General features: G+C 64.8%; 28 protein-coding genes. 8 read left to right on the top strand and 20 right to left on the bottom strand.

Features of this window, described 5'->3' with window-relative positions; all coding sequences use genetic code 11:
- Positions 1-169 precede the first annotated feature (169 nt).
- Entirely contained in the window at positions 170-1,921 is a 1,752-nt protein-coding gene (locus tag IVB41_RS06080) for an outer membrane beta-barrel protein (RefSeq protein WP_247427936.1), read from the bottom strand.
- A 191-nt stretch (positions 1,922-2,112) separates the two neighbouring features.
- Here IVB41_RS06080 and IVB41_RS06075 point away from each other — a divergent pair, with 191 nt between their 5' ends.
- Positions 2,113-3,120 (top strand): SIS domain-containing protein, encoded by a 1,008-nt coding sequence (locus IVB41_RS06075; RefSeq protein ID WP_247427933.1) that lies wholly within the window; start codon positions 2,113-2,115, stop codon positions 3,118-3,120.
- A gap of 103 nt (positions 3,121-3,223) precedes the next feature.
- Here IVB41_RS06075 and IVB41_RS06070 read toward each other — a convergent pair whose 3' ends face one another.
- Positions 3,224-3,781: a carboxymuconolactone decarboxylase family protein gene (locus tag IVB41_RS06070; protein ID WP_247427930.1), complete on the bottom strand. Its 558-nt coding sequence runs from the start codon at positions 3,779-3,781 to the stop codon at positions 3,224-3,226.
- Positions 3,782-3,853: 72 nt separating this feature from the next.
- Between IVB41_RS06070 and IVB41_RS06065 the strand changes: the two genes are divergently transcribed.
- Entirely contained in the window at positions 3,854-4,192 is a 339-nt protein-coding gene (locus tag IVB41_RS06065) for a helix-turn-helix domain-containing protein (protein ID WP_247284717.1), read from the top strand.
- A 111-nt stretch (positions 4,193-4,303) separates the two neighbouring features.
- Here the strand turns inward: IVB41_RS06065 and IVB41_RS06060 are convergent, their stop codons facing one another.
- From IVB41_RS06060 to hemH, 5 genes are all read right to left on the bottom strand, one after another.
- Positions 4,304-4,750 carry an NfeD family protein gene (locus IVB41_RS06060; protein ID WP_007597152.1) on the bottom strand — a complete coding sequence of 149 codons (447 nt, stop codon included), beginning with the start codon at positions 4,748-4,750 and terminating at the stop codon, positions 4,304-4,306.
- 70 nt (positions 4,751-4,820) lie between these two features.
- Positions 4,821-5,822 (bottom strand): SPFH domain-containing protein, encoded by a 1,002-nt coding sequence (locus IVB41_RS06055; RefSeq protein ID WP_027565538.1) that lies wholly within the window; start codon positions 5,820-5,822, stop codon positions 4,821-4,823.
- A 187-nt stretch (positions 5,823-6,009) separates the two neighbouring features.
- Positions 6,010-6,459, bottom strand: coding sequence for a hypothetical protein (locus tag IVB41_RS06050; protein ID WP_247427927.1), 450 nt, complete (start codon positions 6,457-6,459; stop codon positions 6,010-6,012).
- 194 nt (positions 6,460-6,653) lie between these two features.
- Positions 6,654-7,628, bottom strand: coding sequence for an ABC transporter substrate-binding protein (locus IVB41_RS06045; protein WP_247427923.1), 975 nt, complete (start codon positions 7,626-7,628; stop codon positions 6,654-6,656).
- Positions 7,629-7,653: 25 nt separating this feature from the next.
- The gene (gene hemH / locus IVB41_RS06040; protein WP_407062473.1) at positions 7,654-8,688 is read right to left on the bottom strand and encodes a ferrochelatase; all 1,035 of its coding nucleotides are present in this window, start codon (positions 8,686-8,688) and stop codon (positions 7,654-7,656) included.
- Between the two features lie 82 nt (positions 8,689-8,770).
- On the opposite strand from hemH, the gene IVB41_RS06035 reads away from it, so the two are divergent.
- Positions 8,771-9,169, top strand: a complete 399-nt coding sequence (locus tag IVB41_RS06035) for an MAPEG family protein (protein WP_027565541.1) — start codon at positions 8,771-8,773, stop codon at positions 9,167-9,169.
- Between the two features lie 45 nt (positions 9,170-9,214).
- Here IVB41_RS06035 and IVB41_RS06030 read toward each other — a convergent pair whose 3' ends face one another.
- The 3 genes from IVB41_RS06030 to IVB41_RS06020 are packed head-to-tail and all read right to left on the bottom strand — an operon-like array spanning position 9,215 to position 13,034.
- Positions 9,215-10,297, bottom strand: a complete 1,083-nt coding sequence (locus IVB41_RS06030; RefSeq protein ID WP_407062472.1) for a nickel/cobalt transporter — start codon at positions 10,295-10,297, stop codon at positions 9,215-9,217.
- 17 nt (positions 10,298-10,314) lie between these two features.
- The gene (locus tag IVB41_RS06025) at positions 10,315-10,953 is read right to left on the bottom strand and encodes a DUF1007 family protein (protein ID WP_247427917.1); all 639 of its coding nucleotides are present in this window, start codon (positions 10,951-10,953) and stop codon (positions 10,315-10,317) included.
- Positions 10,953-13,034: a M3 family metallopeptidase gene (locus tag IVB41_RS06020; protein ID WP_247427915.1), complete on the bottom strand. Its 2,082-nt coding sequence runs from the start codon at positions 13,032-13,034 to the stop codon at positions 10,953-10,955. Before IVB41_RS06020 ends, IVB41_RS06025 begins: the two co-directional genes overlap by 1 nt.
- A gap of 135 nt (positions 13,035-13,169) precedes the next feature.
- On the opposite strand from IVB41_RS06020, the gene IVB41_RS06015 reads away from it, so the two are divergent.
- The 5 genes from IVB41_RS06015 (at position 13,170) to IVB41_RS05995 (ending at position 17,984) form a co-directional block, all read left to right on the top strand.
- Complete coding sequence (locus IVB41_RS06015) at positions 13,170-13,424, top strand: hypothetical protein (RefSeq protein WP_007597166.1); 255 nt, start codon at positions 13,170-13,172, stop codon at positions 13,422-13,424.
- A gap of 669 nt (positions 13,425-14,093) precedes the next feature.
- Positions 14,094-15,236, top strand: a complete 1,143-nt coding sequence (locus IVB41_RS06010; protein ID WP_247427912.1) for a type III PLP-dependent enzyme — start codon at positions 14,094-14,096, stop codon at positions 15,234-15,236.
- 132 nt (positions 15,237-15,368) lie between these two features.
- Complete coding sequence (locus tag IVB41_RS06005; RefSeq protein ID WP_247427873.1) at positions 15,369-15,956, top strand: GNAT family N-acetyltransferase; 588 nt, start codon at positions 15,369-15,371, stop codon at positions 15,954-15,956.
- A gap of 147 nt (positions 15,957-16,103) precedes the next feature.
- Entirely contained in the window at positions 16,104-16,493 is a 390-nt protein-coding gene (locus IVB41_RS06000) for a RidA family protein (protein ID WP_247427871.1), read from the top strand.
- A 48-nt stretch (positions 16,494-16,541) separates the two neighbouring features.
- Positions 16,542-17,984, top strand: coding sequence for a homospermidine synthase (locus IVB41_RS05995; RefSeq protein ID WP_247427868.1), 1,443 nt, complete (start codon positions 16,542-16,544; stop codon positions 17,982-17,984).
- A 112-nt stretch (positions 17,985-18,096) separates the two neighbouring features.
- On the opposite strand, the gene IVB41_RS05990 is transcribed toward IVB41_RS05995, so the two are convergent.
- From IVB41_RS05990 to IVB41_RS05945, 10 genes are all read right to left on the bottom strand, one after another.
- Positions 18,097-18,432 carry a hypothetical protein gene (locus IVB41_RS05990; protein WP_247429061.1) on the bottom strand — a complete coding sequence of 112 codons (336 nt, stop codon included), beginning with the start codon at positions 18,430-18,432 and terminating at the stop codon, positions 18,097-18,099.
- A 100-nt stretch (positions 18,433-18,532) separates the two neighbouring features.
- A complete protein-coding gene (locus IVB41_RS05985; RefSeq protein ID WP_247427865.1) occupies positions 18,533-19,249 on the bottom strand; it encodes an MgtC/SapB family protein in 717 nt (238 codons plus the stop codon).
- Between the two features lie 30 nt (positions 19,250-19,279).
- A complete protein-coding gene (locus IVB41_RS05980; protein ID WP_247429057.1) occupies positions 19,280-20,299 on the bottom strand; it encodes a WD40 repeat domain-containing protein in 1,020 nt (339 codons plus the stop codon).
- Positions 20,299-21,342 (bottom strand): GTP-binding protein, encoded by a 1,044-nt coding sequence (locus tag IVB41_RS05975; protein ID WP_247427861.1) that lies wholly within the window; start codon positions 21,340-21,342, stop codon positions 20,299-20,301. Before IVB41_RS05975 ends, IVB41_RS05980 begins: the two co-directional genes overlap by 1 nt.
- Before the next feature lie 54 nt (positions 21,343-21,396).
- Positions 21,397-22,260: a metal ABC transporter substrate-binding protein gene (locus IVB41_RS05970; RefSeq protein WP_247427858.1), complete on the bottom strand. Its 864-nt coding sequence runs from the start codon at positions 22,258-22,260 to the stop codon at positions 21,397-21,399.
- Between the two features lie 5 nt (positions 22,261-22,265).
- Positions 22,266-23,135 (bottom strand): metal ABC transporter permease, encoded by an 870-nt coding sequence (locus IVB41_RS05965; protein WP_007597190.1) that lies wholly within the window; start codon positions 23,133-23,135, stop codon positions 22,266-22,268.
- A 6-nt stretch (positions 23,136-23,141) separates the two neighbouring features.
- Positions 23,142-23,897 carry a metal ABC transporter ATP-binding protein gene (locus tag IVB41_RS05960; RefSeq protein ID WP_247284733.1) on the bottom strand — a complete coding sequence of 252 codons (756 nt, stop codon included), beginning with the start codon at positions 23,895-23,897 and terminating at the stop codon, positions 23,142-23,144.
- 2 nt (positions 23,898-23,899) lie between these two features.
- Entirely contained in the window at positions 23,900-24,157 is a 258-nt protein-coding gene (locus IVB41_RS05955) for a hypothetical protein (RefSeq protein WP_247427855.1), read from the bottom strand.
- A gap of 43 nt (positions 24,158-24,200) precedes the next feature.
- Positions 24,201-24,701 (bottom strand): hypothetical protein, encoded by a 501-nt coding sequence (locus IVB41_RS05950; protein ID WP_027514082.1) that lies wholly within the window; start codon positions 24,699-24,701, stop codon positions 24,201-24,203.
- Positions 24,698-25,309, bottom strand: a complete 612-nt coding sequence (locus tag IVB41_RS05945) for a permease (protein ID WP_247284735.1) — start codon at positions 25,307-25,309, stop codon at positions 24,698-24,700. The genes IVB41_RS05950 and IVB41_RS05945 overlap by 4 nt, the downstream gene beginning before the upstream one ends.
- Positions 25,310-25,566 lie beyond the last annotated feature (257 nt).

Raw genomic sequence — 25,566 nt, 5'->3', positions numbered from 1 at the left:
GTCGTCCTGGCGAAAGCCAGGACCCATACCGCGTGATCCCTCGATCGTGACCGATCGCAATACCAAACGACGAGTCTTCGCCAAACCACGCCCGTGGTAATGGGTCCTGGCTTTCGCCAGGACGACACCGGAGGTTTGGCCTCATTAGGAGCCTACGGTCGGGTGCCCGCTAATTCTGCAGCCTCACCCCGACCATCACCACCGTCCCCTGCGAGCTCGACCCCGGCTGGTTCGAATCCAGGATGTCGTGGCGGAGCGTGCCCTTCACCCAGATGTTGCGGTTGAGCTTGTAGATCAGATTGCTTTCGAACGAGTAGGTCTTGTCGTTGCGATTCTGGCCCTGGTAGTCGTAGGTGCCGTAGGTGAACTTGCCCACTGCCGTAAGCCAGCGGCGGAAATCGTGATCGACTTCGGCGGCGTAGGTGTGCACCAGTACGCCGGAGGAGCCGGGGATGGTGGTCTCGGCGATCTGCGTGTCGGTCGCGAATTTCACCGTGGTCAGGCCGCTTGCATTCCAGATCAGCGAGCCCGAGGTCAGGAAGCCCGCGAGCTGGCTCAGGCGCGGATCGACATAGTTGCGCGCGGAATAGCCGACCGAGACCTCGCCGGTGAGGATCCGCGAGAACTCGAAGGACGTGCCGACCTTGGCGTAGCCGCCGTTCGAATCGCGGAAGAAGCCGTTGCGATCGGCGGCCCGGTCGTGGACACGGGTGTCGCCCTGGATCTCGACGAACGGCTTCAGGCCCGGCTTGAGATCGTAGGAGAAGCGCCCCACGCCGCCATATTGGTTGAAGTCGCGGTCATCGTTGCTGAAGGTCGAGCCGTCGGTGAGTTTTGAGTTGGTGTAGGCGGTGCGATCCGCGGTGGCGCCGGCCGCGACCTGGAAGCGGTTGAAGGTCTGGTCGAAGCCGACGGTCGTGCCATAGGTCGCGTAAACAGGATATTTCTGCAGACCGGCCTGCACGTTCGGGCTGCCGGGATTATCGGTGGCGAGCCGCAGGCGCAGCTGCGTGGTCAGCTTGAGATCGCGATTGACGTCGATGCGGCCGTCGATGTGGCCGTTGAAGTCGGGCCGGTCGACCTCGACCGGCGAGGGCGAGGCAAAGCCGTCGATCGTCGCCGGCATGTTGTTGGTGTAGCCCGAGAACGAGCCGCGCAGATCCGCGACCAGCGCGTGGCGCTCCCAATCGGACGCCACGAGCAGGTCGGGCGCAACGACATAGGCCGGCGAGCCGACCGGCTTGTTCAAACGCGCCGGGTTGGTGTCGTAACCGGTGGAGAGCTCGAGCCCGCCCTTGATCAGGAAGCTGCCGGCATAGTCGCCGACCGCGCCGAACGCATCCTCGTCGAGCTTGAGGCGGCGGCGCAGCGGCTGGCCGGGCACGTTGCCGGCCAGTGCCGGCGGGACCGGTGTCTTGTGCGCGGTCTCGGACGGCGGCGGCGCGATGCGCGGCGGGCCGAGCGTTCGCTCCGGCGTTGCCGGCGGCACCGGCGAGCCGGGGCCGACCGGACGCTTCGGCTTCGGCTGTCCGGGATAGAGCTTGGGCTGCTGTCGCTTGCGGTTGAGCGAATCGTAGCCGGAGGCGCTGGCGCCGTTGGCGGCGGGCAGCCCGTAGATGGGGACCTGGCTGGTCGGGTTTTGGCCCGCGCGCGCCGGCGTCTGCTGGCGCTTGCGCAAATCGGCATTGGGATCGGGCAACGTCGGCAGCGCATCCGACGGTGCCTGCGGCACGCCCGCAGTACGGCGCGTCGGCAGCGTGTCGGGCGAGGCGAAGCCGCCGCGGTTAGGACTGAACAGGTCGGGGGTGAGGCTCTGGGCGGCCCCGGGGGCGCTTCCAAGGACCGTCAGCGCAAAGCACGGCAAAGCCGCGCGCAGGAAACGCGCGCGTTTGCTCCGGCTCGTGCCTGGAGACGACCCCACGATGGAAGAACTCCAACGAAATCAAACACTTTCGCGATTGTCCCCACCGATCGACGGGAACCATCGTTAATGGAGTTAAAACAATTATGGTTAACGACCGGTTGAGGGCTGGGGAGCCCTCGTCGCCTCGAAGGCCCCGGCGTGCTAAGCAGGCGTCAACGGGCGAACGCCCCTCCTCCCTGGACCAGAACATGCCGAGTTCGAAACCGCTGATGACCCAATCATCCGGCCCCATTCCCGACAGCGTCGAATCCGCACTCCGCACGCTTGAAACCGAGAGCGGTGGCATCAACGCGCTCGCCGCCGCCCTGCGCGGCCCGCTTGGCGCGAGCTTCGCCCAGGCGGTCGATCTGATCCGCAACGCGAAGGGCCGCGTCATCGTCACCGGGCTCGGCAAGTCGGGCCATATGGGTCGCAAGATCGCGGCAACGCTGGCCTCGACCGGCACGCCCGCCTTCTTCGTGCACACCGCCGAAGCCGCCCATGGCGACCTCGGCATGATCACCACCGACGACGTCATCATGGCGCTGTCCTGGTCCGGCGAGCAGCCGGAGATGAAGACTCTCGTGAATTATTCGGCCCGCTTTGCGATCCCGATGATCGCGGTGACGTCGAACGCGGCGTCCTCGCTTGGACAAGCCGCCGACATCGTGATCGAGCTGCCGAAGGCGCGCGAGGCCTGCCCGCACAATCTGGCGCCGACCACCTCGACCCTGATGCAGGCCGCGATCGGCGATGCGCTCGCGATCGCGCTGCTCGAAGGCCGCGGCTTCACCGCGCTGGAGTTCGCGCATTTCCACCCCGGCGGCAAGTTAGGGGCGATGCTGAAGTTCGTCCGCGACTACATGCGCACCGGCGCGGAGATCCCCCTCAAGCCGCTCGGCACCAAGATGTCGGACGCGGTGATGGAGATGTCGGCCAAGGGTCTCGGCTGCGTCTGCATCGTCAACGAGGCGAACGAGGCTGTCGGCATCATCACCGACGGCGATCTGCGCCGCCACATGCGGCCGGACCTGCTGACGGCGTCGGTCGACGACATCATGACCAGGCAGCCGAAGACCGTGCCGCCCTCGATGCTCGCCACCGAGATGATCGAGGTGCTGAACACCCGCAAGATCACGACGCTGGTCGTGACCGAGGCGGACAAGGTGGTGGGCATCGTGCACCTGCACGATCTGCTGCGGGCGGGCGTGGCGTAGGGCGCCACTCACCGTCATTGCGAGCGCAGCGAAGCAATCCAGACTGCCTCCACGGAAAGACTCTGGATTGCTTCGTCGCAAGAGCTTCTCGCAATGACGGTGGTTAGAGCAACGCCGGAAATCTTGCCGCCGTGTCCTCCAGCGGCAGCCGCAGCCCATTCGCCAGATACGACACCGTGCGGTAGAAGCCGCACAGCAGCATGATCTCCAGGATCTGCGCCTCGTCGTAATGCGCCGACAGCGCGGCGAACTCGGCGTCGTCAAAGGTCGCGCGGTGATGCAGCGCGTCGACGGCGGCGATCAGCGCCTGCTCGGCCGGGGACCAGCACGACGACGACGCATCGCCCTGCACGGTCGCCCGCACCTCCGCCGCGCTGAGACCCGCCGGGGCGGCGAAAATCGCGACGTGCACGCCCCATTCATATTCGCATTGGTTCAGCGCGCAGGTACGGTCGATCACGATCTCGCGCTGGCGCAACGAGAGCGGGCCGGGATCGAGCAGGCCGCCGGCGCGAAACTTGTCCCAGGCGCGGGTGTGGCCCGCCATCATCCGGAACAGCAGCAGCGGCGGCGCACCGCGCATGATGCGGTCGAACTGCGCCTGAATCTCTGGGGGATAAGGCGGGGTGAGCGGGGCAATACGCGGTATGGCCTGGGACATCGGCCGCCTCTCTTGCTACATTTATTGTAGCATTACGCTACACTATTTGTAGCATCACGCAAGAGGGCGGCGATGGCGAAACAGACCACTTCGAGATCGCGCGGCGTCCGTAGCTCGCGCACCGGGCGGCCGGTCATGGTGCTGCTCGACCTCCTGGGACGACGCTGGAGCCTGCGAATCCTGTGGGAGTTGCGCGACGCCCCCCTCACCTCGCGCGCATTGCGAGCGGCCTGCGACGAGGCCTCGCCGACGGTGCTGCAGGCGCGGCTGGACGATTTGCGCGAAGCGGGGTTCGTGGAGCTCGGCGAAGCCAGCGGTTACGGGCTGACGGCGCTGGGGCGAGAATTGTGCGAGACGTTCATGCCGCTGCATAGGTTTGCGGAGCGGTGGCGAAGCAAGAGCGGCGCGTAAGTCTGGCGATGCCGTCCCGACAAGCTTGTCATTGCGAGCGCAGCGAAGCAATCGAGACTGTCGCCGCGGAAAGATTCTGGATTGCTTCGCTTCGCTCGTAATGACGGCGACCTAAGCCGCCGCCACCGTCAGATTCGCACCGTCGACCTGCACCACCTTCACACGCGTGCCCGCCGGCGTATCAGGACCTGCGACGCGCCAGACGGTGTCGCCGATGCGCATGGTGCCGTTGCCGTCGACAATCGGCTTCTCCAGCGTGAACTCGCGGCCGAGGAGCGCATCCGCGCGCTTGTTGAGGAAGGGGCTGGCGGCAATTGCATCCGGCTTCGGCCGGGCGAGCCGGCGCCATACCGGCACGGCGGCGGCGGCGAAGATCGCGAACATCACGAGCTGGATCTGCCAGGATATCGCTACTCCGAACGAGATCAGCCCGACCAGCAGCGCGGCGAGCCCGAGCCAGAACAGGAACACGCCCGGCGCCAGCACCTCCAGCGCCATCAGGATGAAGCCGAAGATCAGCCAATTCCAGGTGCCGAGCGATACGAACATGTCGGTCATGACACGACCTCTTTGAAATGGCGCATGCCCTCGTCGGAAAACCGGTGTCCACTTTTCCGGGGCATGCGCTTTACCCCTGCCGCGGCGGCACCGCCGGCGGCGTGCTGCCGGTCGTCGGCACCGCCCCGCGACGAGCGGCGGCAGCCGCGGATGCCGCACTCTCGCCGAACGTCGCCTTGGCGATCTCGCCGATGCCGGCGAGCGAGCCGAGCATGCTGGTGGCTTCGATCGGCAGCATGATGATCTTCTGGTTCGGAGAGTCCGCGAACTGGCCGAACGCCTTGATATACTTGTCGGCGATAAAATAGTTCAGCGCCGCGACGTCGCCCTTGGCGATGGCTTCACTGACCATCTGCGTCGCCTTGGCCTCGGCTTCCGCCGACCGCTCGCGCGCTTCGGCGTCGCGGAAGGCGGCCTCGCGGCGACCTTCCGCCTGGAGGATCTGGCCCTGCTTGGCACCCTCTGCGCGCAGGATCTCGGACTGGCGCGCACCTTCAGCCTGAAGGATGTCGGCGCGTTTGACGCGCTCGGCCTTCATCTGTCGGCCCATGGCCTCGACGAGGTCTGCCGGCGGCACGATGTCCTTGATCTCGATACGATTGACCTTGAGGCCCCAGGGCGAGACAGCGGCATCGACCACACGCAGCAGGCGCTCGTTGATTTCGTCACGGTGCGACAACACCTGGTCGAGATCCATCGAACCCATCACCGAACGGATGTTGGTCATGGTCAGCACGGTGACGGCCTGGGTCAGGTTGGAAACCTCGTAGCTCGCCTTGGCGGCATCGAACACCTGAAAGAAGGCGACGCCGTCGACCGTCACGGTGGCGTTGTCCTTGGTGATCACCTCCTGCTCGGGGATGTCGATCACCTGCTCCATCATGTTGATCTTGCGTCCGACGCGATCGAAATAGGGCACGATCAGATTGAGCCCGGGGCTCAGCGTCTGGGTGTATTTGCCGAACCGCTCGATGGTCCAGTCATAGCCCTGCGGTACCGTTTTCACGCCGGCAATCAGCGTGACGATGACCAGCAAAACCAGCACAATTGCGAAAATGTCGAAACCGCTCATATTTCCTCCAAGGCGGGAAAAAGCCCTTTCCCGCGCTGTCATTGGTCGGGATCACGACCCTACCGGTTCAGCGGTCGCGATTCACGTCGGTATGTTGCTATAGTTCCGCAAGGAGAACGGCGAGTGTATTTATTTGGCCCGGCCGGAATCCGGCCATTGAAGAACGACGCAGACTCACCAGCGGCGACTAGTTGGACCAGCCGAAATTGACCGGCTTCAGCCCGGCGAGCTCCGGGCGTTCCTTTCGCAGCTTCGCCAGTTGGACGGCCGTCGGCCTTGTCTCGAAACTACGTTGCTGCCCCGGAAAGACGGTCGCCACATAATACAGCCCAGGCGAGGTGATATCGACCTTGGGCGTATGCACCGGAACGAATCCCATCGACGCCCCATTCGGCAGATAGGTACCCGGGCGCCCCGTCGTCGTGTAGTTTTGCAGCTCGAGCCCAGTCGTTCCGACAGCAACGGGGATGGCGACAAACCCGTCCGGGGCAAGGCTGATCCCACGCGCATTGATCGCAGGAAATCCGCTGTGAACGAACTGGAGGTAATTGATGGTTTCGCTGCCGCCGTTTCCGACCAGCACGATGGCCGCATCGCCCTTGACGGCGCTGCCGGCCCGCACCGCGTCCGGATACATCGTGGACGCAACATCCGCGGTCGTGTTGCAGCCCGCGAGCGCACAGGCCGCCACAATGACAAATACCCAAGCACGCATAGACTGAAGCCCGCCACTTGATGCCGCCCGTCGCCATCAACCTAGGGCGACAGACCCCGCCAGCATTATGTCAGACCATTGCGAACTTCTCCAGAAGGAGGGTAGCGCCGGCGATATTATTCAACCACCGAGTTGGCGATCGCCAGCAACGCCGGCGAAATCACCAGATCGAGCGCCTTGGCCGTCTTGAGGTTGATCGTGAGCTCGAAACTGGTGGGGTTCTGGACCGGCAAATCGGCCGCTCGCGCACCCTTCAGGATGCGATCGATATAGGAGGCGGCGCGGCGGAGCTGCTCGGCGCTGTCGGTGCTGTAGGACATCAAGCCACCCTCGTCGACGAAGGTGCGGCTCCAGAACACCGCCGGCACGCGCGCTTCATTGATCGCCGCCAGCAGAAGCGCACGGTTGGACATGGTGAAGAAGTCCGGCAGCACCAGTAGGCCGCCGTCTTTCCGTAGGGCTAGGGCGGCGATCGAGGCGGTGTCATGGACCGGCACGGGCTCCACCGTCACATCGAGCGCGTGGCCAGCGTCCTCGATCGTACGCAGCATCAGCGGCGCGAACGGCGCGGTGGCGGGATTGTATACGACCAAGACACGGGACGGTTTTGGCGTGACCTGCGTCAGCATCTCCAGCCATTTGCCGGCCAGCGGGCCGTCGTAATCGGTGAAGCCGGTGAGATTGCCGCCGGGATGGGCGAGATTCTGGACAAAGCCCTGGCTGACGGGATCGGTGACGACGGCGAAAACGATCGGGATGGTCGTCGTGCGCCGGCGCAGCTCCTCGACCGAGGGCGTGCCGACCGCAAGCAGGATGTCGGGCTTGAGCGCCACGAGTTCGTCGGCGAATTGCGCGATCCGTGCGCGGTCGCCGCCGCCGTTGCGCCAATCAATCTTGAGGCCGTCGTGCTCCTTCCAGCCATGGCCGGCAAGCGCCTCGACCAGGACCGCGCTACGCGTCTGACCGATCGCATCGTCGGCCGCAGTGACCGAGAGCACGCCGAGCCGGCGCGTCGCATTCGTTTGCGCCAGCACCGAGGCCGGCAGCGCCGCAGTCACCCCAAGAAGCGCCAGAACCTCGCGGCGGTTCATGGGGCGCTCCTCGGATCCAGGCTCACTATATCCAGCCCTGGAGCTCGCGCAGCACCAGCGTTCGGATCACATCCATGCCCGGGTCGCTGTCGTTGAGGCAGGGGATCGCGGAAAACTGCTCGCCGCCATTGTGCTTGAAGATTTCGGCATTCTCCTGCGCGATCTCCTCCAGCGTCTCGAGGCAGTCGGCGGAAAAACCCGGCGTGATCACCGCGATGCGGCGCACGCCCTCTTTCGCCAGACGCTCCATGGTCTTGTCGGTGTAGGGCTGCAGCCACTCGTCGAATCCGAACCGCGACTGGAACGTCAGCAGCAGCTTTGTCTCGTCCATGCCGAGCCGGCGGCGCAGCGCCTCTGTGGTCGCGACGCATTGGCCCTGATAGGGATCGCCCTTGTCGACATAGGCCTTCGGCATGCCGTGGAATGAGGCGACGATCAGCTCCGGCTTGAAGGGCAGGCTCGCCAGATGCGTCTCGATCGAGGTGGCGAGCGCCTCGATATAGGCTTCATCCTCGTAGTAAGGCGGCGTCACCCGCAGCGTCGGCTGCGCGCGCATGCGGGCAAGCACGCGGAACACCTCGTCGCAGACGGTTGCGGATGTTGCAGCCGAATATTGCGGATAGAGCGGTACGGCAAGGATGCGATCGCAGCCCTTCGCAATCAGGGCATCGATGCCCGACTTGATCGAAGGATTACCATAGCGCATCGCCCACTCCACCGTGACCTGGTCGCGGTCCGAAAGCATGGCCGCGAGCCTGTCGCTCTGCGAGCGCGTGATGGTCTTGAGCGGCGACTCGTTCTTCTCGGTGTTCCAGATCTTGAGATAGTCGCGTGCCTTGGCGCGGGGGCGGGTGCGCAGGATGATGCCGTTCAGCACCGCCTTCCAGATCAAGCCTTGATTCTCGATGACGCGGGCGTCCGAGAGGAACTCCTTCAGATAGACCCGCACGCCGCGCGCGTCGGCGGTATCGGGCGTGCCGAGATTGACCAGGAGCACACCGACGCGCGAGGGGCCGGGCTGCGTGGCCGGCATCGCGGCCTGGCTGGGAGCGATTGTCATCATGATCCGTTGCGTCGCGCGTTGTTCCGAACTTGTCAAGATTGGGGCGGTTTCGCTAGGGTCAGTACACAGGGGGAGAACCATGACGCTGGCGGAATGGTGCGTTTTCGGGGCGCTGCTGCTCTATCTCTTAACGATCGTCTCGATCAAATGGATCAGATTTCGCGGCTTCGACAATTCGCGGCCGCGCGATCCAGCTTTCTTCGAGGACGCCATCGCTCAGCGCGCGCTCGGCGCGCATCAGAACGGGATCGAGACCTTTCCGTTCTTCGCCTTTGCGGTGCTGCTCGCCGAATACAGGGATTCGCCGCAGCGCCTGATCGACGAGCTCGCGGTGCTGTTCCTGATCGTACGGATCGCCTATGTGCTGACCTATCTCGGCAACCGCCCGACGCTGCGCTCCATTCTCTGGAGCATCGGCTTTGCGATCAATCTCGGGATCTTCTTCATGCCAGCGTTGAAGCAATTCTTGCCGGTGTGACATCTTTCCTTCCTTCTCCCTTGCGGGAGAAGGTGAGGGAAAAACTCAGAAACACGTCGTCCGTTCGGCCGCGACGTAGCCCAACAACAGACCCGCGCCGAACAGCAGCACGACGCCGGCGGCGGCGAATTCGATGCCGCGCATGAACAGTGCGCGGCTGCCGTCGCGTCCGGCGCTCAGGCAGGCGGCGATGTCCTTGGCGGAGACGGCGACCACAGCGATGGCCGCGACCGTGATCGCGGTGCCGAGCCCCATCAGCAGGGTCGCGGCAATGCCGGCCCAGAACAGGCCCTGGGCCAGCGCGAACACCAGCACCAGGATCGCGCCCGAACAGGGGCGGATGCCGACGGTCAGGATCGCGGCAAAGCCGCGTCCCCAGCCACCGGGGCCGGCGAGTTCGCTCGGCGTGGGGCCGTGGGAATGGCCGCAGTGCTCGTCGTGAACGTGGTCATGCTGGTGGCGGTGATGATGGGCCTGGGCGTGATCGTGGCCATGATGATCGTGCGCATCGTGATGGTGGTGACCGAGATCATGATGGTCATGCGGCACGCCCGCGATCGCCGGCACCGCCTGAACCGCCTGCAGCGCGCGGATGAAGGTGCGTCCCTTGACCCAGACCAGCCGCAGGCCGAACAGCGCGATCAGGGCGTAGCTTGCGATCTCGATCGCGCCTTCCGCCTTGCACATGGTCTTGGCGGTCGCATTCAGCACCCAGGCCGAGATGCCGACGATCAGGATGGCCACCAGAGACTGCATCAACGCGGAGGCAAACGACAGCACGATGCCGCGCCGGGCGGTCTCGCGATTGGCGACGAGATAGGAGGCGATCACCGCCTTGCCGTGCCCGGGACCAGCCGCGTGGAAGATGCCATAGGCAAACGAGATGAAGAGCAGCGTCCACACCGCGGAGCCATCGGACTTCGCGGCGCGGATGGTCACCGACATCTGGCGATAGAATTCCGACTGTTTTGCCAACAGCCAGCCGATCAAGCCGCCGGCCTCGGGCTGGGCAGCTTGTGGCGAACGCGGCGCGCCGAACGGGTTCTGCGCGAGGAGATCGTGGAGCGCCGCATCGGTCACGCCCACGACGAGAAGAACGCCGGCGCAGACAGCGAGCCCGCGTGCCATGGGCGTGAGTTGCGGCTTCAAGGGCAATCCACCGTGATCTTGTTGGCGAACATCATGCCGAAATTGGAATTCTCGCCGTTCATAAAAGTCTGCTCGTTGAGCTTCTGAGCACTCGCGGTGCCGTCGCTCGGCCGGTCAAGTTTCATCTGGCAGCCGGCGGGCGCGCCGACCAGCTTGACCGGATTGTCCTTGGCCATCTGGAAGTCGATGAAGAAGGAGCGGTCGAACACTTCGAGCACCAATTGCCTGGACTTGACCGGGTTCTTCAGGGGCAGCGTGAAGTGCAGGGTCAGGACCGTATCCTTGTAGTCGAGGAAGTAGTCGACCGGCTCCTGGAATCGCTCCTTCTTGCCGTCGGCTCGCGCGAAGGTGAAGTAGGCATATTCCTTCAGCGACTCGACATTGGTCTGCGCCAGTGAACCCAGCTCCTCGCGCGTATAGGCACCCTTGGCCTTGCTCTCCAACCCCTGCACGGCATAGGCCGAGAACATGTCGTCAAACGTCCAGGCGTGGCGCACGCCGGTGATGGTGCCGTCCTCGGCGTAGAGCAGTTCACTGGTCGCGGTGATCCAGACATGCGGATGCGCCTGCGCCGCGCCTGCCGCGAGCGACAGGGCGACAGCGAGCAGCAGCCCGAACAGGGCGCGCATGCCCATCAGGCCGCCTTCGGAGCGTCGAGCAGGCCGCGGCGGCGCAGCAGCGCGTCCGGCTCCGGCGGCCGGCCGCGGAAGGCCTCATAGGCGGCTTCCGGATCAACCGATCCACCGCTCGAATAGATGTCGTCGTGCAGACGTTTTGCGACGGCCGGATCGAAGATGTCGCCGGCTTCCTCGAACGCGCCGAAGGCGTCGGCGTCCATCACCTCCGACCACATGTAGCTGTAATAGCCGGCGGCATAATGATCGCCGGTGAAGATGTGACCGAATTGCGTCGGCCGATGACGCAGCGATATCTCCTCGGGCATGCCGATCTTCTCCAGCTCGCGTCTCTCGAAGGCGCGGACATCCTGCGCGGCGGAGGCCGGCTGGGTGTGGAATTCGAGATCGATCAGCGCCGAGGAAACGAACTCGACGGTGGCGAAACCCTGGTTGAATTTTCGCGCGGCCAGGAACCGTTGCAGCAGATCGTCCGGCAGCGGCTCGCCGGTCTGGTAGTGGCGGGCAAACTGCTGCAGCACCTCCGGTCGCTCCTGCCAGTGCTCGTAGAGCTGCGAGGGCAATTCGACGAAGTCGGTGAACACGGAGGTGCCCGACAGCGACGGATAGGTCACGTTGGAGAGCATGCCGTGCAGGCCGTGGCCGAACTCGTGGAACAGGGTGCGGGCGTCGTCGGGCGACAGCAGCGAGGGTTCCCCATCCGCGCCCTTGGAGAAGTTGCAGATATTGAGGATCAGCGGCGCGACCTCGCCGTCGAGCTTCTGCTGGTCGCGCAACGAGGTCATCCAGGCGCCAGAGCGTTTCGATGGCCGGGCGAAGTAGTCGCCATAGAACAGCGCCTTGTGCTTGCCGTATCGCCCCTTCATCTCCCAAACCCGGACATCCGGATGCCAGACCGGCACGTCCTTGCGCTCCTCGAAGGTGACGCCGAACAGGCGCGTGGCGCAGTCGAAGGCGGCGGCGATCATGTGGTCGAGCGCGAGATACGGCTTGATCGCGGCGTCGTCGAAATTGGCGCGCTGAAGGCGCAGCTTTTCGGCATAGAAGCGCCAGTCCCAGGAGGCGAGCTTGAAATTGCCGCCCTCCTCGGTGATCAGCGCCTGCATGTCGTCGCGGTCGGCGAGCGCCCGCGCCCGGGCGGGCTTCCAGACCCGCTCCAGAAGACCGCGCACCGCTTCGGGCGTCTTGGCCATGGAATCCTCGAGCCGGTAGGCCGCGAAGGTCGGGTAACCCAGGAGATTGGCGCTTTCCTCGCGCAGCTTCAGGACCTCGACGATGGTCGCGTTGTTGTCGTTGGAATTGCCGTTGTCGCCCCGCGCGGTGAAAGCCTTGTAGACCTTCTCGCGCAGGTCACGCCGGGCCGAGCTCTTCAGGAACTGTTCGACCGAGGAGCGCGACAGGGTGACGATGGCCTTGCCGGCCATGCCGCGTTCTTCTGCCGCAGCCTTGGCGCTGGCGACAAAACTCTCCGGCAGGCCCTGGCGGTCGGCTTCGCCGAGCTCCATGAACCATTCCTGCTCGTCGCCGAGCAGATGATGACTGAAGCTGGTGCCGAGCTGGGCGAGTCTCTCGTTGATCTCCGCCATCCGCGTCTTGGCCTCCTCGGAGAGGCCGGCGCCGGAGCGGTGGAAGCGGGTGTAGGTGCGCTCGAGCAGGCGGAGCTGTTCCGGTGTCAGACCGAGATTGGCGCGGTTCTCGTGCAGCTGGGCGATGCGGCCAAACAGCACGGCGTTCATCATGATCGGATTCCAGTGCCGCGCCATCCGCAAGGAAACCTCCTTGTCGATTTCCAGGATGGCCGGGTTGGAATGCGCCGAGACGAGGTCGTAGAAGACCGACGCGACCTTGCTCAGCAGCTTGCCCGAGCGCTCCAGCGCCGTGATGGTGTTGGCGAAGTCGGCCGCGGTCGGGTCGTTGGTGATCGCTGCGATCTCGGCGGAGTGGTCGGCGAAGGCCTGCTCGAAGGCCGGGAGGAAGTGCTCCGGCTTGATCTCGTCGAAGGGCGGGGTCGCAAACGGCGTCACCCACGCCTTCAGCAGCGGGTTGGTCTCGGAGTCCGTAGTTTGGCGGGGTTCTGACATTACAAGTCCCGATTTGTGGCTCGATTGTTGCGGCCAGCTATAGCACGCGATGGGGCTTTTTTGGGCCATTTGCCCTTGCTCCCGGCTGCCTTTTCGGGGAGATTGCGGCCCTCCAAGCCTAGGACTCCTGAGCTCATGAACGCGACCTCCTCGTCTTCCCGTCGGATCGTCTGGCCGAGCGTCATCACCGTCATCAGCGCCGCCATCCTGATCGGCGCCGAGGTGTTCGGCGCGGCGTTTGCCGGCGGCTGGGCGCTCGCGATCCTGTTCGGGCTGGGCGAGCAGGGCACGCACATCCTTCAGGCCGCGCTGTTTGCACTCGGCGTGCTCGTGATGACTGCCTTCATCCGCGCCGCTCAGCGCGTCGAGCCGTTCACGAAGCGCGGCTGACACTTCCTCGCGTGCGAGAGACACGCGCGCAGAAAACTTAACGCGCGTTCATCTTCCGCGTCGCTCGCGCAACACTGCGCAAGCAGATGTTAGGCAATTCTGTTCGCAGTCTAAAAAATCTCTTGCGAAGCAGAGTCAAAACACTTATGTGCGGATTGCCCAATTTCGCACGTGCCTGTGGTCGTGTGTCAGTCGGTAGGTATCCGGACAAGAGGCCGGACAGCCGCCAAGGGGTGAAGAAGCCGAGGGGCTCTTCGGAAGTGTGGAAGTCGGAAGGCTCATAGCCGGAAGACGAAAGCAAACCCGGAGCGTCCAGCATCTCTCTCAAAGAGATGCCTTGTCGAAGGTGACTTTGCTCTTTGCAACCGTGACTGGCAGCCGGAGGCGAACCGGCGCACCCCGCTCTCAACGGGGGACGCGACTTAAAGCAACGACGGATCGGGCTTTTTTGGTCTCTACCGGCAGTCCAACGCCGGCGCGGGCTACTGAAAAGGCTTGTCCTTCATTGCCAGGTGTGCGGGCGGGAACATTCCCAACCAATCCACGGCAGCACAGTCTGATGTGAGTCTTTGGCTCGTCGCGCCTCCATCGCGCGATCTGGCCGGAGCGCTCTTATCCGACGCCATTTTTTGAACGGATCCCCGTCGCTGGGCCGTTTGGGAGAGTGCTATGACCGACCGTATCCAGGAATTCCTGCGCAACCGCCGCAGCGAGGGCCTCGACACCGAACCGTGCCTCGTCGTCGACCTCGAAGTCGTGCGCGACAATTACCAGACCTTTGCCAAGGCGCTGCCCGACAGCCGCGTGTTCTATGCCGTCAAGGCGAACCCGGCGCCGGAAGTGCTGACTTTGCTCGCCTCCATGGGCTCCTGCTTCGACACCGCGACGGTCGCCGAGATCGAGATGGCGCTGGCCGCCGGTGCGACGCCCGACCGCATCTCCTTCGGCAACACGATCAAGAAGGAGCGCGACATCGCTCGCGCCTTCGCGCTCGGCATTCGGCTGTTCGCGGTCGATTGCACCGCCGAGGTCGAGAAGGTCGCCCGTGCCGCGCCCGGCGCAAAGGTGTTCTGCCGCATCCTCTACGACTGCGCCGGCGCCGAATGGCCGCTGTCGCGCAAGTTCGGCTGCGACCCGGAGATGGCCGTCGACGTGCTCGACGTTGCCAAGCGTCTGGGCCTGGAGCCGTGCGGCATCTCCTTCCATGTCGGCTCGCAGCAGCGCAAGGTGAAGGCGTGGGACCGTGCGCTGGCGATGGCCTCGCAGGTGTTCCGCGACTGCGCCGAGCGCGGCATCAACCTGACCATGGTCAACATGGGCGGCGGTTTCCCGACCAAGTACCTGAAGGACGTGCCGCCGGTGGTGACCTACGGGCGCTCGATCTTCCGCGCGCTGCGCAAGCACTTCGGCAACCAGATTCCGGAGACCATCATCGAGCCGGGCCGCGGCATGGTGGGCAACGCCGGCATCATCGAGTCCGAGGTCGTGCTCATCTCGAAGAAGAGCGACGAGGACGAGGTGCGCTGGGTCTATCTGGACATCGGCAAGTTCGGCGGTCTCGCCGAGACCATGGACGAGTCGATCCGTTACGCCATCCGCACCCCGCATGACGGCGCGGACATGACGCCGTGCGTGCTCGCTGGGCCAACCTGCGATAGCGCCGACGTGCTGTACGAGAAGAACCCGTATCCGCTTCCGGTGACGCTCGAGATCGGCGACAAGCTGCTGATCGAAGGCACCGGGGCCTATACGTCGACCTACTCGGCGGTGGCGTTCAACGGCATCCCGCCGCTGAAGACCTACCATATCTGATCGCCTCTCTTTCCGAGGCCTGACGAACCCGGGAGCCGGCTTGCCGGCTCCCTCCCTGACATTTCGATTTCTGACGACGCCTTGGACCGGCGTGCTTTGGGCACGTCCGTTTCAAGCGGGGACTGACGCGCCATGACCACTCTTCGGAAGACACAGGTTGATCCCACTTCGGAAGCCGCTCCGTTCGCGATCCGTGCGGAGCGTGCGGCCGACGCTGCGATGCGTGAAGCGCTGCTCGATGCGTCCTTTGGCGAGAACCGCCATGGCCGCACCTGCCAGCGCCTGCGTGACGGACGCGCACCCGCAGCCGGCCTCGCGCTGACCGCGATGCGCGAGGGGAAGCTCGTGGGAACCGTGCGGCTGTGGCACGTCAGCGCCGGAGGCAGGCCCGCTCTGGTCCTCGGACCGCTGGCGGTGGACCCTGCCTGCCGCGAGCTCGGGATCGGCGCCGCGCTGATGCAACAAGCGCTGGCTGCCGCCCGGGCGCGTGGCCATGCCGCCGTGATCCTGCTCGGCGATGCCCCTTATTACGCCCGCTTCGGCTTCTCCGCGGCCAACACCGGCGAGCTGTCGCTGCCTGGTCCGTTCGAACGCGACCGCCTGCTGGCGATCGAATTCACGGCAGGCGCGCTGGAGGGCGCCGCCGGCATGATCGTCCCGACTGGGACGGCCTTGCCCAAACGGAGGGTAGTTCGCGCCCTCCAGGCGCGCGCGGCCTAAGGGATCGCCATGATAGCGACGACCCCGCCGCGTTAAGCGGCAACGACCGGCTGTGCCTGCGTTAGACTCCGTTCCTTTGGGGTTGCGCAGGCCGGCAAATTGCCCGTAAACCCCACGAAATTCCCCTTCAGTCGAGGCCCACGACCAATGTCCCGCCGCCTGATTTCCACCGGCTCCCCGTTCGAGAAGACCGCCGGCTACAGCCGCGCCGTAATCGACGGCGAGTTCGCCTTCGTCGCGGGGACCACCGGTTACGACTACACCACGATGACAATGCCGGCCGATGTCACGAGCCAGTCACGCAACTGCTTCAAGACCATCGAAGCTGCCCTGAAGGAGGGCGGCTTCGAGATGGTCGACATCGTCCGCGTGACCTACTACATCACCGACATCAAGGATGCGGACGCGCATTTCGAGGTCTGCGGCGAAGTCCTCGGCGAGATCCGCCCGGCCGCCACGCTTCTCGTCGTCTCGGCGCTTTACAAGCCCGAGATGAAGGTCGAAATCGAAGCCACTGCCAAGCGCCGCAGCGCCTGAGCCATCCCCCACCATTCGTTCGCCAGCACGTTCCGGAGAAACCATCCCATGAGCCCCGCCTCGCAGATCTACGCGAAGATCACTGGTCCCATCGTCATGGTCGGCTTCGGCTCCATCGGCAAAGGCACGTTGCCGCTGATCGAGCGGCATCTCGATTACGACAAGCCGCGCGTTACCGTGATCGATCCGAAGGACGAGGGTCGCAAGGCTCATTGCGAGAAGCACAATGTGCGCTTCATCCAGAAGGGCGTGACCAAGGACAATTATCGGGAGTTGCTGACCCCGCTGCTCACTGAGGGCGGCGGCCAGGGCTTTTGCGTCAATCTCTCGGTCGACACCGGCTCCACCGACATCATAGAGCTCTGCAACGAGCTCGGCGCGCTCTACATCGACACCGTCAACGAGCCCTGGCTTGGCTTCTATTTCGATTCGTCGAAGGGCCCGGAGGCGCGCTCCAACTACGCCCTTCGCGAAGCGACGCTGGCTGCCAAGAAGGCGCGCCCCGCGGGCTCGACTACGGCCGTCTCCTGCTGTGGCGCCAATCCCGGCATGGTCTCGTTTTTCGTCAAGCAGGCGCTGCTCAACGTCGCCGCTGACCTGAAGCTCAATGCCCCCAAGCCGAAGACCAAAGCCGAATGGGCGGACTTGATGCGACAGGCCGGCATCAAGGGCATCCACATCGCCGAACGCGACACCCAGCGCTCCAAGAAGCCGAAAGAGCCCGATGTCTTCGTCAACACCTGGTCGGTGGAAGGTTTCCTGTCGGAAGGCGTGCAACCATCAGAACTCGGCTGGGGCACCCACGAAAAATGGATGCCCGAGAATGCGCGCACCCACGAATCCGGCTGCGGCGCCGCCATCTATCTGATGCAGCCCGGCGCCAATACCCGCGTGCGCACCTGGTGCCCGACCCGCGGCGCGCAGTATGGCTTCCTTGTCACCCACAACGAGTCGATCTCGATCGCGGACTATTTCACCGTGCGCGACGCATCGGGCACGGCGGTCTATCGGCCGACCTGCCACTATGCCTATCATCCGGCTGACGATGCCGTGCTGTCGCTGCATGAAATGTTCGGCCGCGCCGCTAAGATGCAGGAAAAGCACCATATCCTCGACGAAAACGAGATCGTCGACGGCATCGACGAGCTCGGCGTGCTGCTGTTCGGCCACGACAACAATGCCTATTGGTTCGGCTCGCAGCTCTCCATCGAGGAGACCCGCAAGCTCGCGCCCTATCAGAACGCCACCGGCCTGCAAGTGACCTCCGCCGTGCTCGGCGGCATGGTGTGGGCGCTGGAAAACCCGAACGAGGGCATCGTCGAAGCCGACGAGATGGATTTCGACCGTCTGCTGGAAATTCAGCTGCCGTATCTCGGGCCGGTCAAGGGTTTCTACACCGACTGGACCCCACTGACGGATCGTCCTGGACTGTTTCCGGAAGATATCGACACCAGCGATCCCTGGCAGTTCCGGAACGTTTTGGTGCGGTGATTGTGCCATCATGCCCGGACTTGTCCCGGGCATCCACGCACTTCTTTCTCGCGACTCCAAGAACGTGGATGGCCGGGACAAGCCCGGCCATGACGCCACAACTGGCAGTTAGCTACTTCCTCTCGATCGGCGGCGCGATCTTCTCGGCTGGCGCCGGCGGCAATGCTGGTTTAGCCGCACCGGCAGCGCCCTGCGTCTGCGGGTCGGGCCGCGCGGGCTCTGGAGCTGGCGTGGTCGGCCGATCACCGCCGGGCTTGGCCTCCGCAGGCTTGTTCTGATCGTCGGACGGCGTGCCCTGAAGGGGCCGCGTCGCCTGGGCCGTCTGCATCCGGGTCTCGGCGCGGATTTGCGCCAGCGACATGCCCGAGACCACAACTCCTGCTGCGAACAGCGAGCAGGCAACCATCAGGTCGAGCTTCAGTCTGCGCTTGTCATATTGGCCGGGCATGTCGATCACCGCCTTTGTCCGTGGGATCAACGAAATCGCCGGCCCGCGGTTCCCTGCCCGGGGGGCGGGAACTCGGCGGCTGCGCGCCCAGTTGCCTCGCTCAGTCCGTGGTGCTGACTTCCCAGGTGGCGTGGCGGACGCCGGGCAGGTGCTGGAGATCGGTGGCCACTGCATTCAGCTCGTTTGGATCGACGGCGCTCGCGACCAGCTTTGCCACGATCTCGATCAGATCATCCCCGGTTTCGACCATTTCGATATCGGCCACCAGATATTTTGCGCCCTCGAGCTTCTCGACCAGCCGGTCACGCATGTCGGGCAAGGCGTCCGATGCGACCGCGAGCTTGAAGTAGTAGGTCGCCTCGGAGGTCTTCTCGTTCAGAGGGATGCGGTTGATGGCGTTGACCAGCGGCCGCAGCATGGTGTTGCCGGCAATCACGAACACCGTCAGCGCCGCCGCTTGCGCGATCATGTCAGCGCCGGCGCAGGAGCCGACCGCGGCCGAAGCCCACAGCGTCGCCGCGGTATTGAGCCCGCGCACGTCCATGCCCTGCTTCATGATGACGCCGGCGCCGAGGAAGCCGATGCCCGAGACGACATAGGAGATCACCCGCACCGCGCCATCGGCGCCGGTCAGGTGCATCGCGAGATCGACGAAGGCGGCGGCGCCGACCGCGACCAGCACGTTGGTGCGGAGGCCCGCGGTGCGCTGCCGGTATTGCCGCTCGGCACCGATCAGCGTGCCCAGCACGAAGGCCGTGAACAGGCTGACCAGCGTGTCCGCGAAGTCAGCGAGCTGGAAGGTCGTCAGAAACCGCATGGCCCCATCTACGGTCGGAACGATGACAGATTAAAGCTCGAGCAGGCCGCCGTCCCCATTTTCGTCGGCAAACGCCAGCAGCGTCCCCTTGGTATTCCAGGCGAGCGCGGCCACCGGCGGGGTGCCATTGCGGCGGACGAGGATCTCGGCGCCGTCCTCCAGACGCACCATCAGCACGGTGCCGTCGCTGTAGCCGGCGGCGAAGATGTCGTTCCTGGGATGGCAGGCAACGACCGACACGCGCGCCTGCAGCGGCGCGAGCATCGCAGGCTCCTTGCCCATCGGGCCGTCCTTGCTGGCGAACGGCCATATGATGACGGTGTCGGCGCCCGAAGTCGCGAGCCCCTTGCCGCCCGCGCTCCACGACATCGAGCGGACGCGGCCGGGATAGCCGGTCATGCGCATGTGCCTGTTGTCGGCAAGCCGCCAGCCGTGCAGCGCCGATTCGTGCATCGTGGTGACCAGAAATTTGTTGTCCGGGCTGAAGGTGACGCCGAGATGCGAGCCGGCCCAGGGAAGGAATTCCGCCGATCCCGCCATGTTGGGAAACCACAGCGTCGCGCCGTTATAATGAGCAATCGCGAGACGCTGGCCCTTGGGCGCAAACGCGAGGCCGCCGACGGTCGAGGGCACCTCGAGCGACTTCTCCTCGCTCTTGCCGCTCTTGAAGAAAGCAGTCTTGCCGGCCGACCAGGCGTAGGCACCGTCCGGATGCAGCGCTACCGCATCGATCCAGCGCCGCTTCGGGTCGGTGGCAAGCAGCGTCACTTCGCCCTTGGCGTCGAGCGATACGACTTTTCCATCGTCGCCGCCCATCACGAGGCGCTTGCCGTCGGAGGCGGCCGAGAGAATGCCGCCGCTGTGCACGGCGACCTTGCTGATCTCGCCCTGGCCATCCACGAACGCGACGTTCTCCTCGCCGCCGACGAAGGCAGCGCGGGGCCCAAGGAAATGCACGGAGGTCACGACCATCCCGAGCGCGAGCGGTTTGACGCGCTCGGTGACGGAGACGATCGAGGCGGAATCGGCGGGCGGCGTAAACTCTTTCATCACGAGACGATGCAGCTCTCAAAACCCTGGCGAATGAGATCTTGCGGCAATTCGCGGCCGATGAAGACGAGGCGGCTCTCGCGCGGTTCGCCGTCCTTCCACTTCCGCTGGTGGTTGCCCTCCAGCATCATGTGGACGCCCTGGAAGACGTAGCGGTCGTCGTCGTCGTGGAAAGCGAGGATGCCCTTGGAGCGCAGGATCTTGCCGCCCTCGACCTGCACCAGGTTCTGGAGCCAGGGCATGAACACGTTCGGATCAAGCGGCTTGTCGGTCTTGAGCGACAGCGATTGCATGTCCTCGTCGTGATAGTGCTTCAGGCCGTGGCCGTGATCATGATCGTGATGATAGTCGTGACCGTGGTGATGATGATCATGGTCGTGGTCCTCGGCATTCAGGAAGTCCGGTTCGATGTCGAGGATGCGGTCGAGATCGAAGGCGCCGCGGTCGAGCACGTCCGCCAAAGCCACCGAGCAGCGCTCGGTGCGATGCAGCTTCGCATAGGGATTGATGGCGCGGATGCGGGCCTCGACCTCGGCAAGCTCGGCCTTGGTGACGAGATCGGTCTTGTTCAGCACGATGACGTCGGCAAAGGCGATCTGGTTCTTGGCCTCGGGTGCATCCTTGAGACGGTCGGACAGCCACTTGGCATCCGCAACCGTGACGACCGCGTCAAGGCGCGCGTTCTTCTGCACGTCCTCGTCGACGAAGAAGGTCTGGGCCACCGGTGCCGGATCGGCAAGACCGGTGGTCTCGACGATGATGGCGTCGAACTTGCCCTTGCGCTTCATCAGGCCTTCCATGATGCGCACGAGATCGCCGCGCACGGTGCAGCAGATGCAGCCGTTGTTCATCTCGAACACTTCCTCATCGGCGCCGATGATGAGGTCGTTGTCGATGCCTATCTCGCCGAACTCGTTGACGATGACGGCGTACTTCTTGCCGTGGTTTTCCGACAGGATGCGGTTCAACAGCGTGGTCTTGCCGGCACCGAGATAGCCGGTCAGGACGGTCACGGGAATTTTTGGGGCGGTCGCTTCAGACATAACAACTCCGGACTTCGGGCTTTTCGCGCGACGCGAGGCGGGGTGGCCCCTGCCCTAGTGGTCAAGCGCGCTGGTCAGGGCCTTTATATTGTGCCTGACCATATCAATGTAAGTGGGTGCAGGCCCCTTTTCGCCGGTCAAACCGTCCGAAATCAGGGTCCCACCGACTTTTGAGCCGGTCTCCGCCGCGATCCGCCGGATCAGCCGGTCGTCGCTGATATTCTCCAGGAACACGGCCGGGATTTTTTGGGCCTTGATCTGGCCGATGATGGTGGCGATGTCCCGCGCGCTGGGCTCGGTTTCCGTGGAGACGCCGAGCGGCGCGATGAACTGGACGCCGTATTCGGCGGCGAAATAGCCGAAGGCGTCATGGGTCGAGATCACCTTGCGCCGCTCCTGCGGGATTTTGGCCACGGCTTCGCGGACCTCGCGGTCGAGCGTTTCGAGCTTTTCCAGATAGGCCTTGGCCTGGGCGCGGAAGAACTCCGCATCATCTGGGTCGGCCGTAGCCAGCGCATCGGCGATGTCGGTGACGTAGATTTTGGCGTTGGGGACGGACTGCCAGCCATGCGGGTCTGCTGCAGAGCCGAGCTTGAGCGGCGCGATGCCGGCGCTCGCGTTGACCACCTGCGCCTTGCTGCCCGAGGACTGCACGAGGCGCGGCAGCCAACCCTCGAGACCAAGTCCGTTGACGACGACGAGCTTTGCGTCCGCGATCCGCTTCGCATCGCTTGGCGCGGGCGTGTAGACATGGACGTCGCTGTCGGCCCCGACCAGCATCGTCAGATTGATCCGGTCGCCCCCGACATTGCGGACGAAATCGGCGAGGATCGAGAAGCTCGCGACGACCTTCAGTTGCTCCGCGGCGTGCAGCGGCGAGGCAATCAGCAGAAGCACACAAAGCAGAATGCGCCGCATCGCTATCACGCTTCCAGATGCCGGCCGGGAAACAGCTGCCTGACGACGCCGCCGACCCGGCCGAACAGGACGGAGACGGTGTAAAGCGCGCTCGCCACCAGAATGATCGCCGGGCCCGAGGGCACACGGGTCTGGAACGACAGCACGAGACCTGCATAGCCGGAGACTGCGGCAGCGACGACCGCGATGCAGATCATGACGGTGAGATCGCGCGACCAGAACCGCGCGATGCCGGCCGGCAGGATCATCAGACCGACCGCGAGCAGCGTGCCGAGCGCCTGAAAGCCGTTGACGAGGTTGATCACGACCAGCGCGAGGAAGGCGAGATGCGCAGGCCCGCCAGCCCGGCTCACGGTGCGCAAGAACAAGGGGTCGACACTTTCGATCACCAGCGGCCGGTAGATCACCGCGAGCACCAGCAGCGTCACCGTGGCGTTGAAGGCGACGACCAGCAGCGTCTGGTCGTCCATCGCGAGAATATTGCCGAACAGCACGTGCAGCAGGTCGATATTGGTGCCCTTGATCGAGACGATCGTCACGCCCAGCGCCAGCGATGCCAGATAGAAGGTCGCGAGCGAGGCATCTTCCTTCAACCCGGTCGAGCGCGCGACGAGGCCTGCGAGGATCGCGACGGCAAAACCTGCGATCAGGCCTCCGGCCGTCATCGCGAATAGATTGAGACCTGAGAGCAGAAAACCGACAGCGGCGCCGGGAAGGATTGCATGTGCCATGGCGTCGCCGACCAGGCTCATCCGCCGCAACATCAGGAACACGCCGATCGGCGCACCCGCGAGCGACAGCGCGATGACGGCCGCAAGCGCACGTCGCATGAACTCGAATTCGGTGAACGGGCCGATCAGCGCGTCATAGAGCATCGAATATCAAGCCGCCCGTGAGCGGGCATCATCGGCCGAGCAGGCGGCGGCGCTGTCGTCGAAGGCTTCGCACATCCGCATCGCGACCATCAGGTTTTCCGGCGTCAGCACCTCCGCCGTCGGCCCCCACGCCACGGGACCGCGCGCCAGCACTAGCGTCTCGCTGAAATGGGTGCGCACCATCTCCATGTCGTGCAGTGCGGCGAGCACGGTGCGGCCCTCGCCATGCCAGTGCTTCACCAGCGTCAGCAGATCGGCCGTGGTCTTGCTGTCGATGGCGTTGAAGGGTTCGTCCAGCACGATCAGCCGCGCGTCCTGGAGCAGTACGCGCGCGAACAGCACGCGCTGCATCTGGCCGCCCGAGAGTGTGCCGATCGGGCGGTTCTCGAAGCCGTTGAGGCCAACGGAAGCGATGGCGCGGAGGATCTTTTCGCGCGCCGCCTTGCCGATGCCGCCGAACAGGCCGGTCCCACGCCACAGACCGGTGGCAACGAAGTCCAGCACCGAGATCGGGAAGCTGCGGTCGATCTCCGCGCTCTGCGGCAGATAGGCGATATCGCGGCTGTCGAGGCCGCCGAGATGGATGCTGCCGTCGAGCGGCCTGAGGATGCCGACGATGCCGCGCAGCAGCGTCGACTTGCCGGCGCCGTTCGGGCCGATCACGGCCAGCAACGCACCCGGCGCGACCTCACCGTTGAGGTGGTGCACGGCCGGATGACGGTCATAGCCAAGCGTGACGTTGTGGAAATGCAGCGCCGCCATGGTCACCTCATCGCCAGGAAGACCACGCCCCAGAGCACGGCGCAGACCGCGAGCGCAGCCGCGAGGCGGGCGGCCATCGTCATGCGCAGGATCGACCAGTGCGCCGCCTGAGCCGGATGCGGAGAGGCCGCATCGTGGACATGGGCGTGGGAGTGGCGGGTGTGATCGTGTCCGTGCGAATGCCCATCGCCATGGGAATGGTCATGGGAATGACCATGGGCATGGTCGTGACGAGAGGCTTGGGACGCGGCGGGAACCATGCCGGGACGTTATATTATAACATTACCCCTGTCCACGCCGGGCTCAGGGCTTGCCGATCACCATGGCGATGGCGGCGGCGACGAACGGGAACGGCAGCGAGACCGCACAGCGGAACCAGACGAAACGGGCCGGCATGAACGGAATTTCCCACAAAATCACCCGCTGGAAGGCAAACAGCGCCCAGGCGACGACATAGGCCACCACCTGCGGCACCCCACCGCCCGATTTCAGCGCCACCGTACCGATAGAGAACCCGATCACCGGGCCGCCGGGCGTCGCGGCCCCGGCGACCACGGCAGTCGCGACCCCGAGCCAGCCGCTGTCCGGGCCGAGCCAGCCGCTGATCACTTCCTGCGGGATGATGGCGGCGATGTAGCCGGAGCCGATCACCCCCAGCGCGATCCGCGGCACGATGTTGATGAAGTCCATCGAGCCTTCGCGCAGCGAGGCCTTGAACACCGGTGGGCCGCGGCGAAAGGCGATCAGGCCAACGCCGAACACCGAGCCCCACAACAGGATGTCGATCAGAAGCGCGGCGCTCAATTCTCGTCGTCCTTGGTGGCCGGCTTCGGATAGAGCCGGACATAGACGAAGCGGCCGAGCGCGCCTGCGAGCACCGGCAACGGCAGCGAGATGACAATGCGCCATAGCGTGAAGTCGGTGCCCATGATCGGGATTTCCCAGGCCACGGCCCGGCCATAGCCGATCAAGGTCCAGCTCACGACCATGGCGATGGTGGCACCGAAATCGGCGCCGACCGCGAGCAGCGCACTCGCCACGGGATAGGCGGTGAAGGGACCGCCGGGCAGGATCGCGCCGAAGGCGGTGCCGATCAGAAGGCCTTTGAGGCCCGATTTCGGCCCGAGCGCGCGCGACACTTTTTCGTGCGGCAGGATCTCGGAGATGAACGCACCGAGCAGGCAGCCGGCCAGCACGCGCGGCAGGATGCCGCTGAACAGCGAGAGATCGTGGGTCAGTATGTCGAGAACACCGTCGGTGCCGTCACGCCGCCAGACCAGACCCGCGCTCACCGCCACCAGCGCTGCGATGATGATGGTCGACCAGCCGATCGGCTTGCGCACGCGGCCCGGCCGCGGCTCGGATTCCGCGTCCTCGGCGGGCGCCGGGTCTTTCGGGGAGGGTTCTGACAACGGGCGCGTTCGGCTCGAGGGTGATGCCCGTCCTGATTAAGGGCGCCGCGGATGCGATGCAAACAGTACGATGACGGGAGCGATGCACACCTCGCGCAGAGCCATGCGAGGTGAAGTGCGAATTCCGCACAGCAAAAAGGCGGCCGCGCCTGCGACCGCCTTTTCAATTCCGTCATTCCGGAGCGGCAAAGCCGACCCCGGAATGCGTGAAGCCCCAGGCCTTGTCGAGCTCAGGCCTTGTCGAGCTCAGGCCTTGT

This window comes from Bradyrhizobium sp. 44 (genome assembly GCF_023073095.1).
Classification (GTDB): Bacteria; Pseudomonadota; Alphaproteobacteria; order Rhizobiales; family Xanthobacteraceae; genus Bradyrhizobium.
Note: the sequence above shows the minus strand (reverse complement) of the source record. Positions and strands in the feature narration are given on the sequence as shown.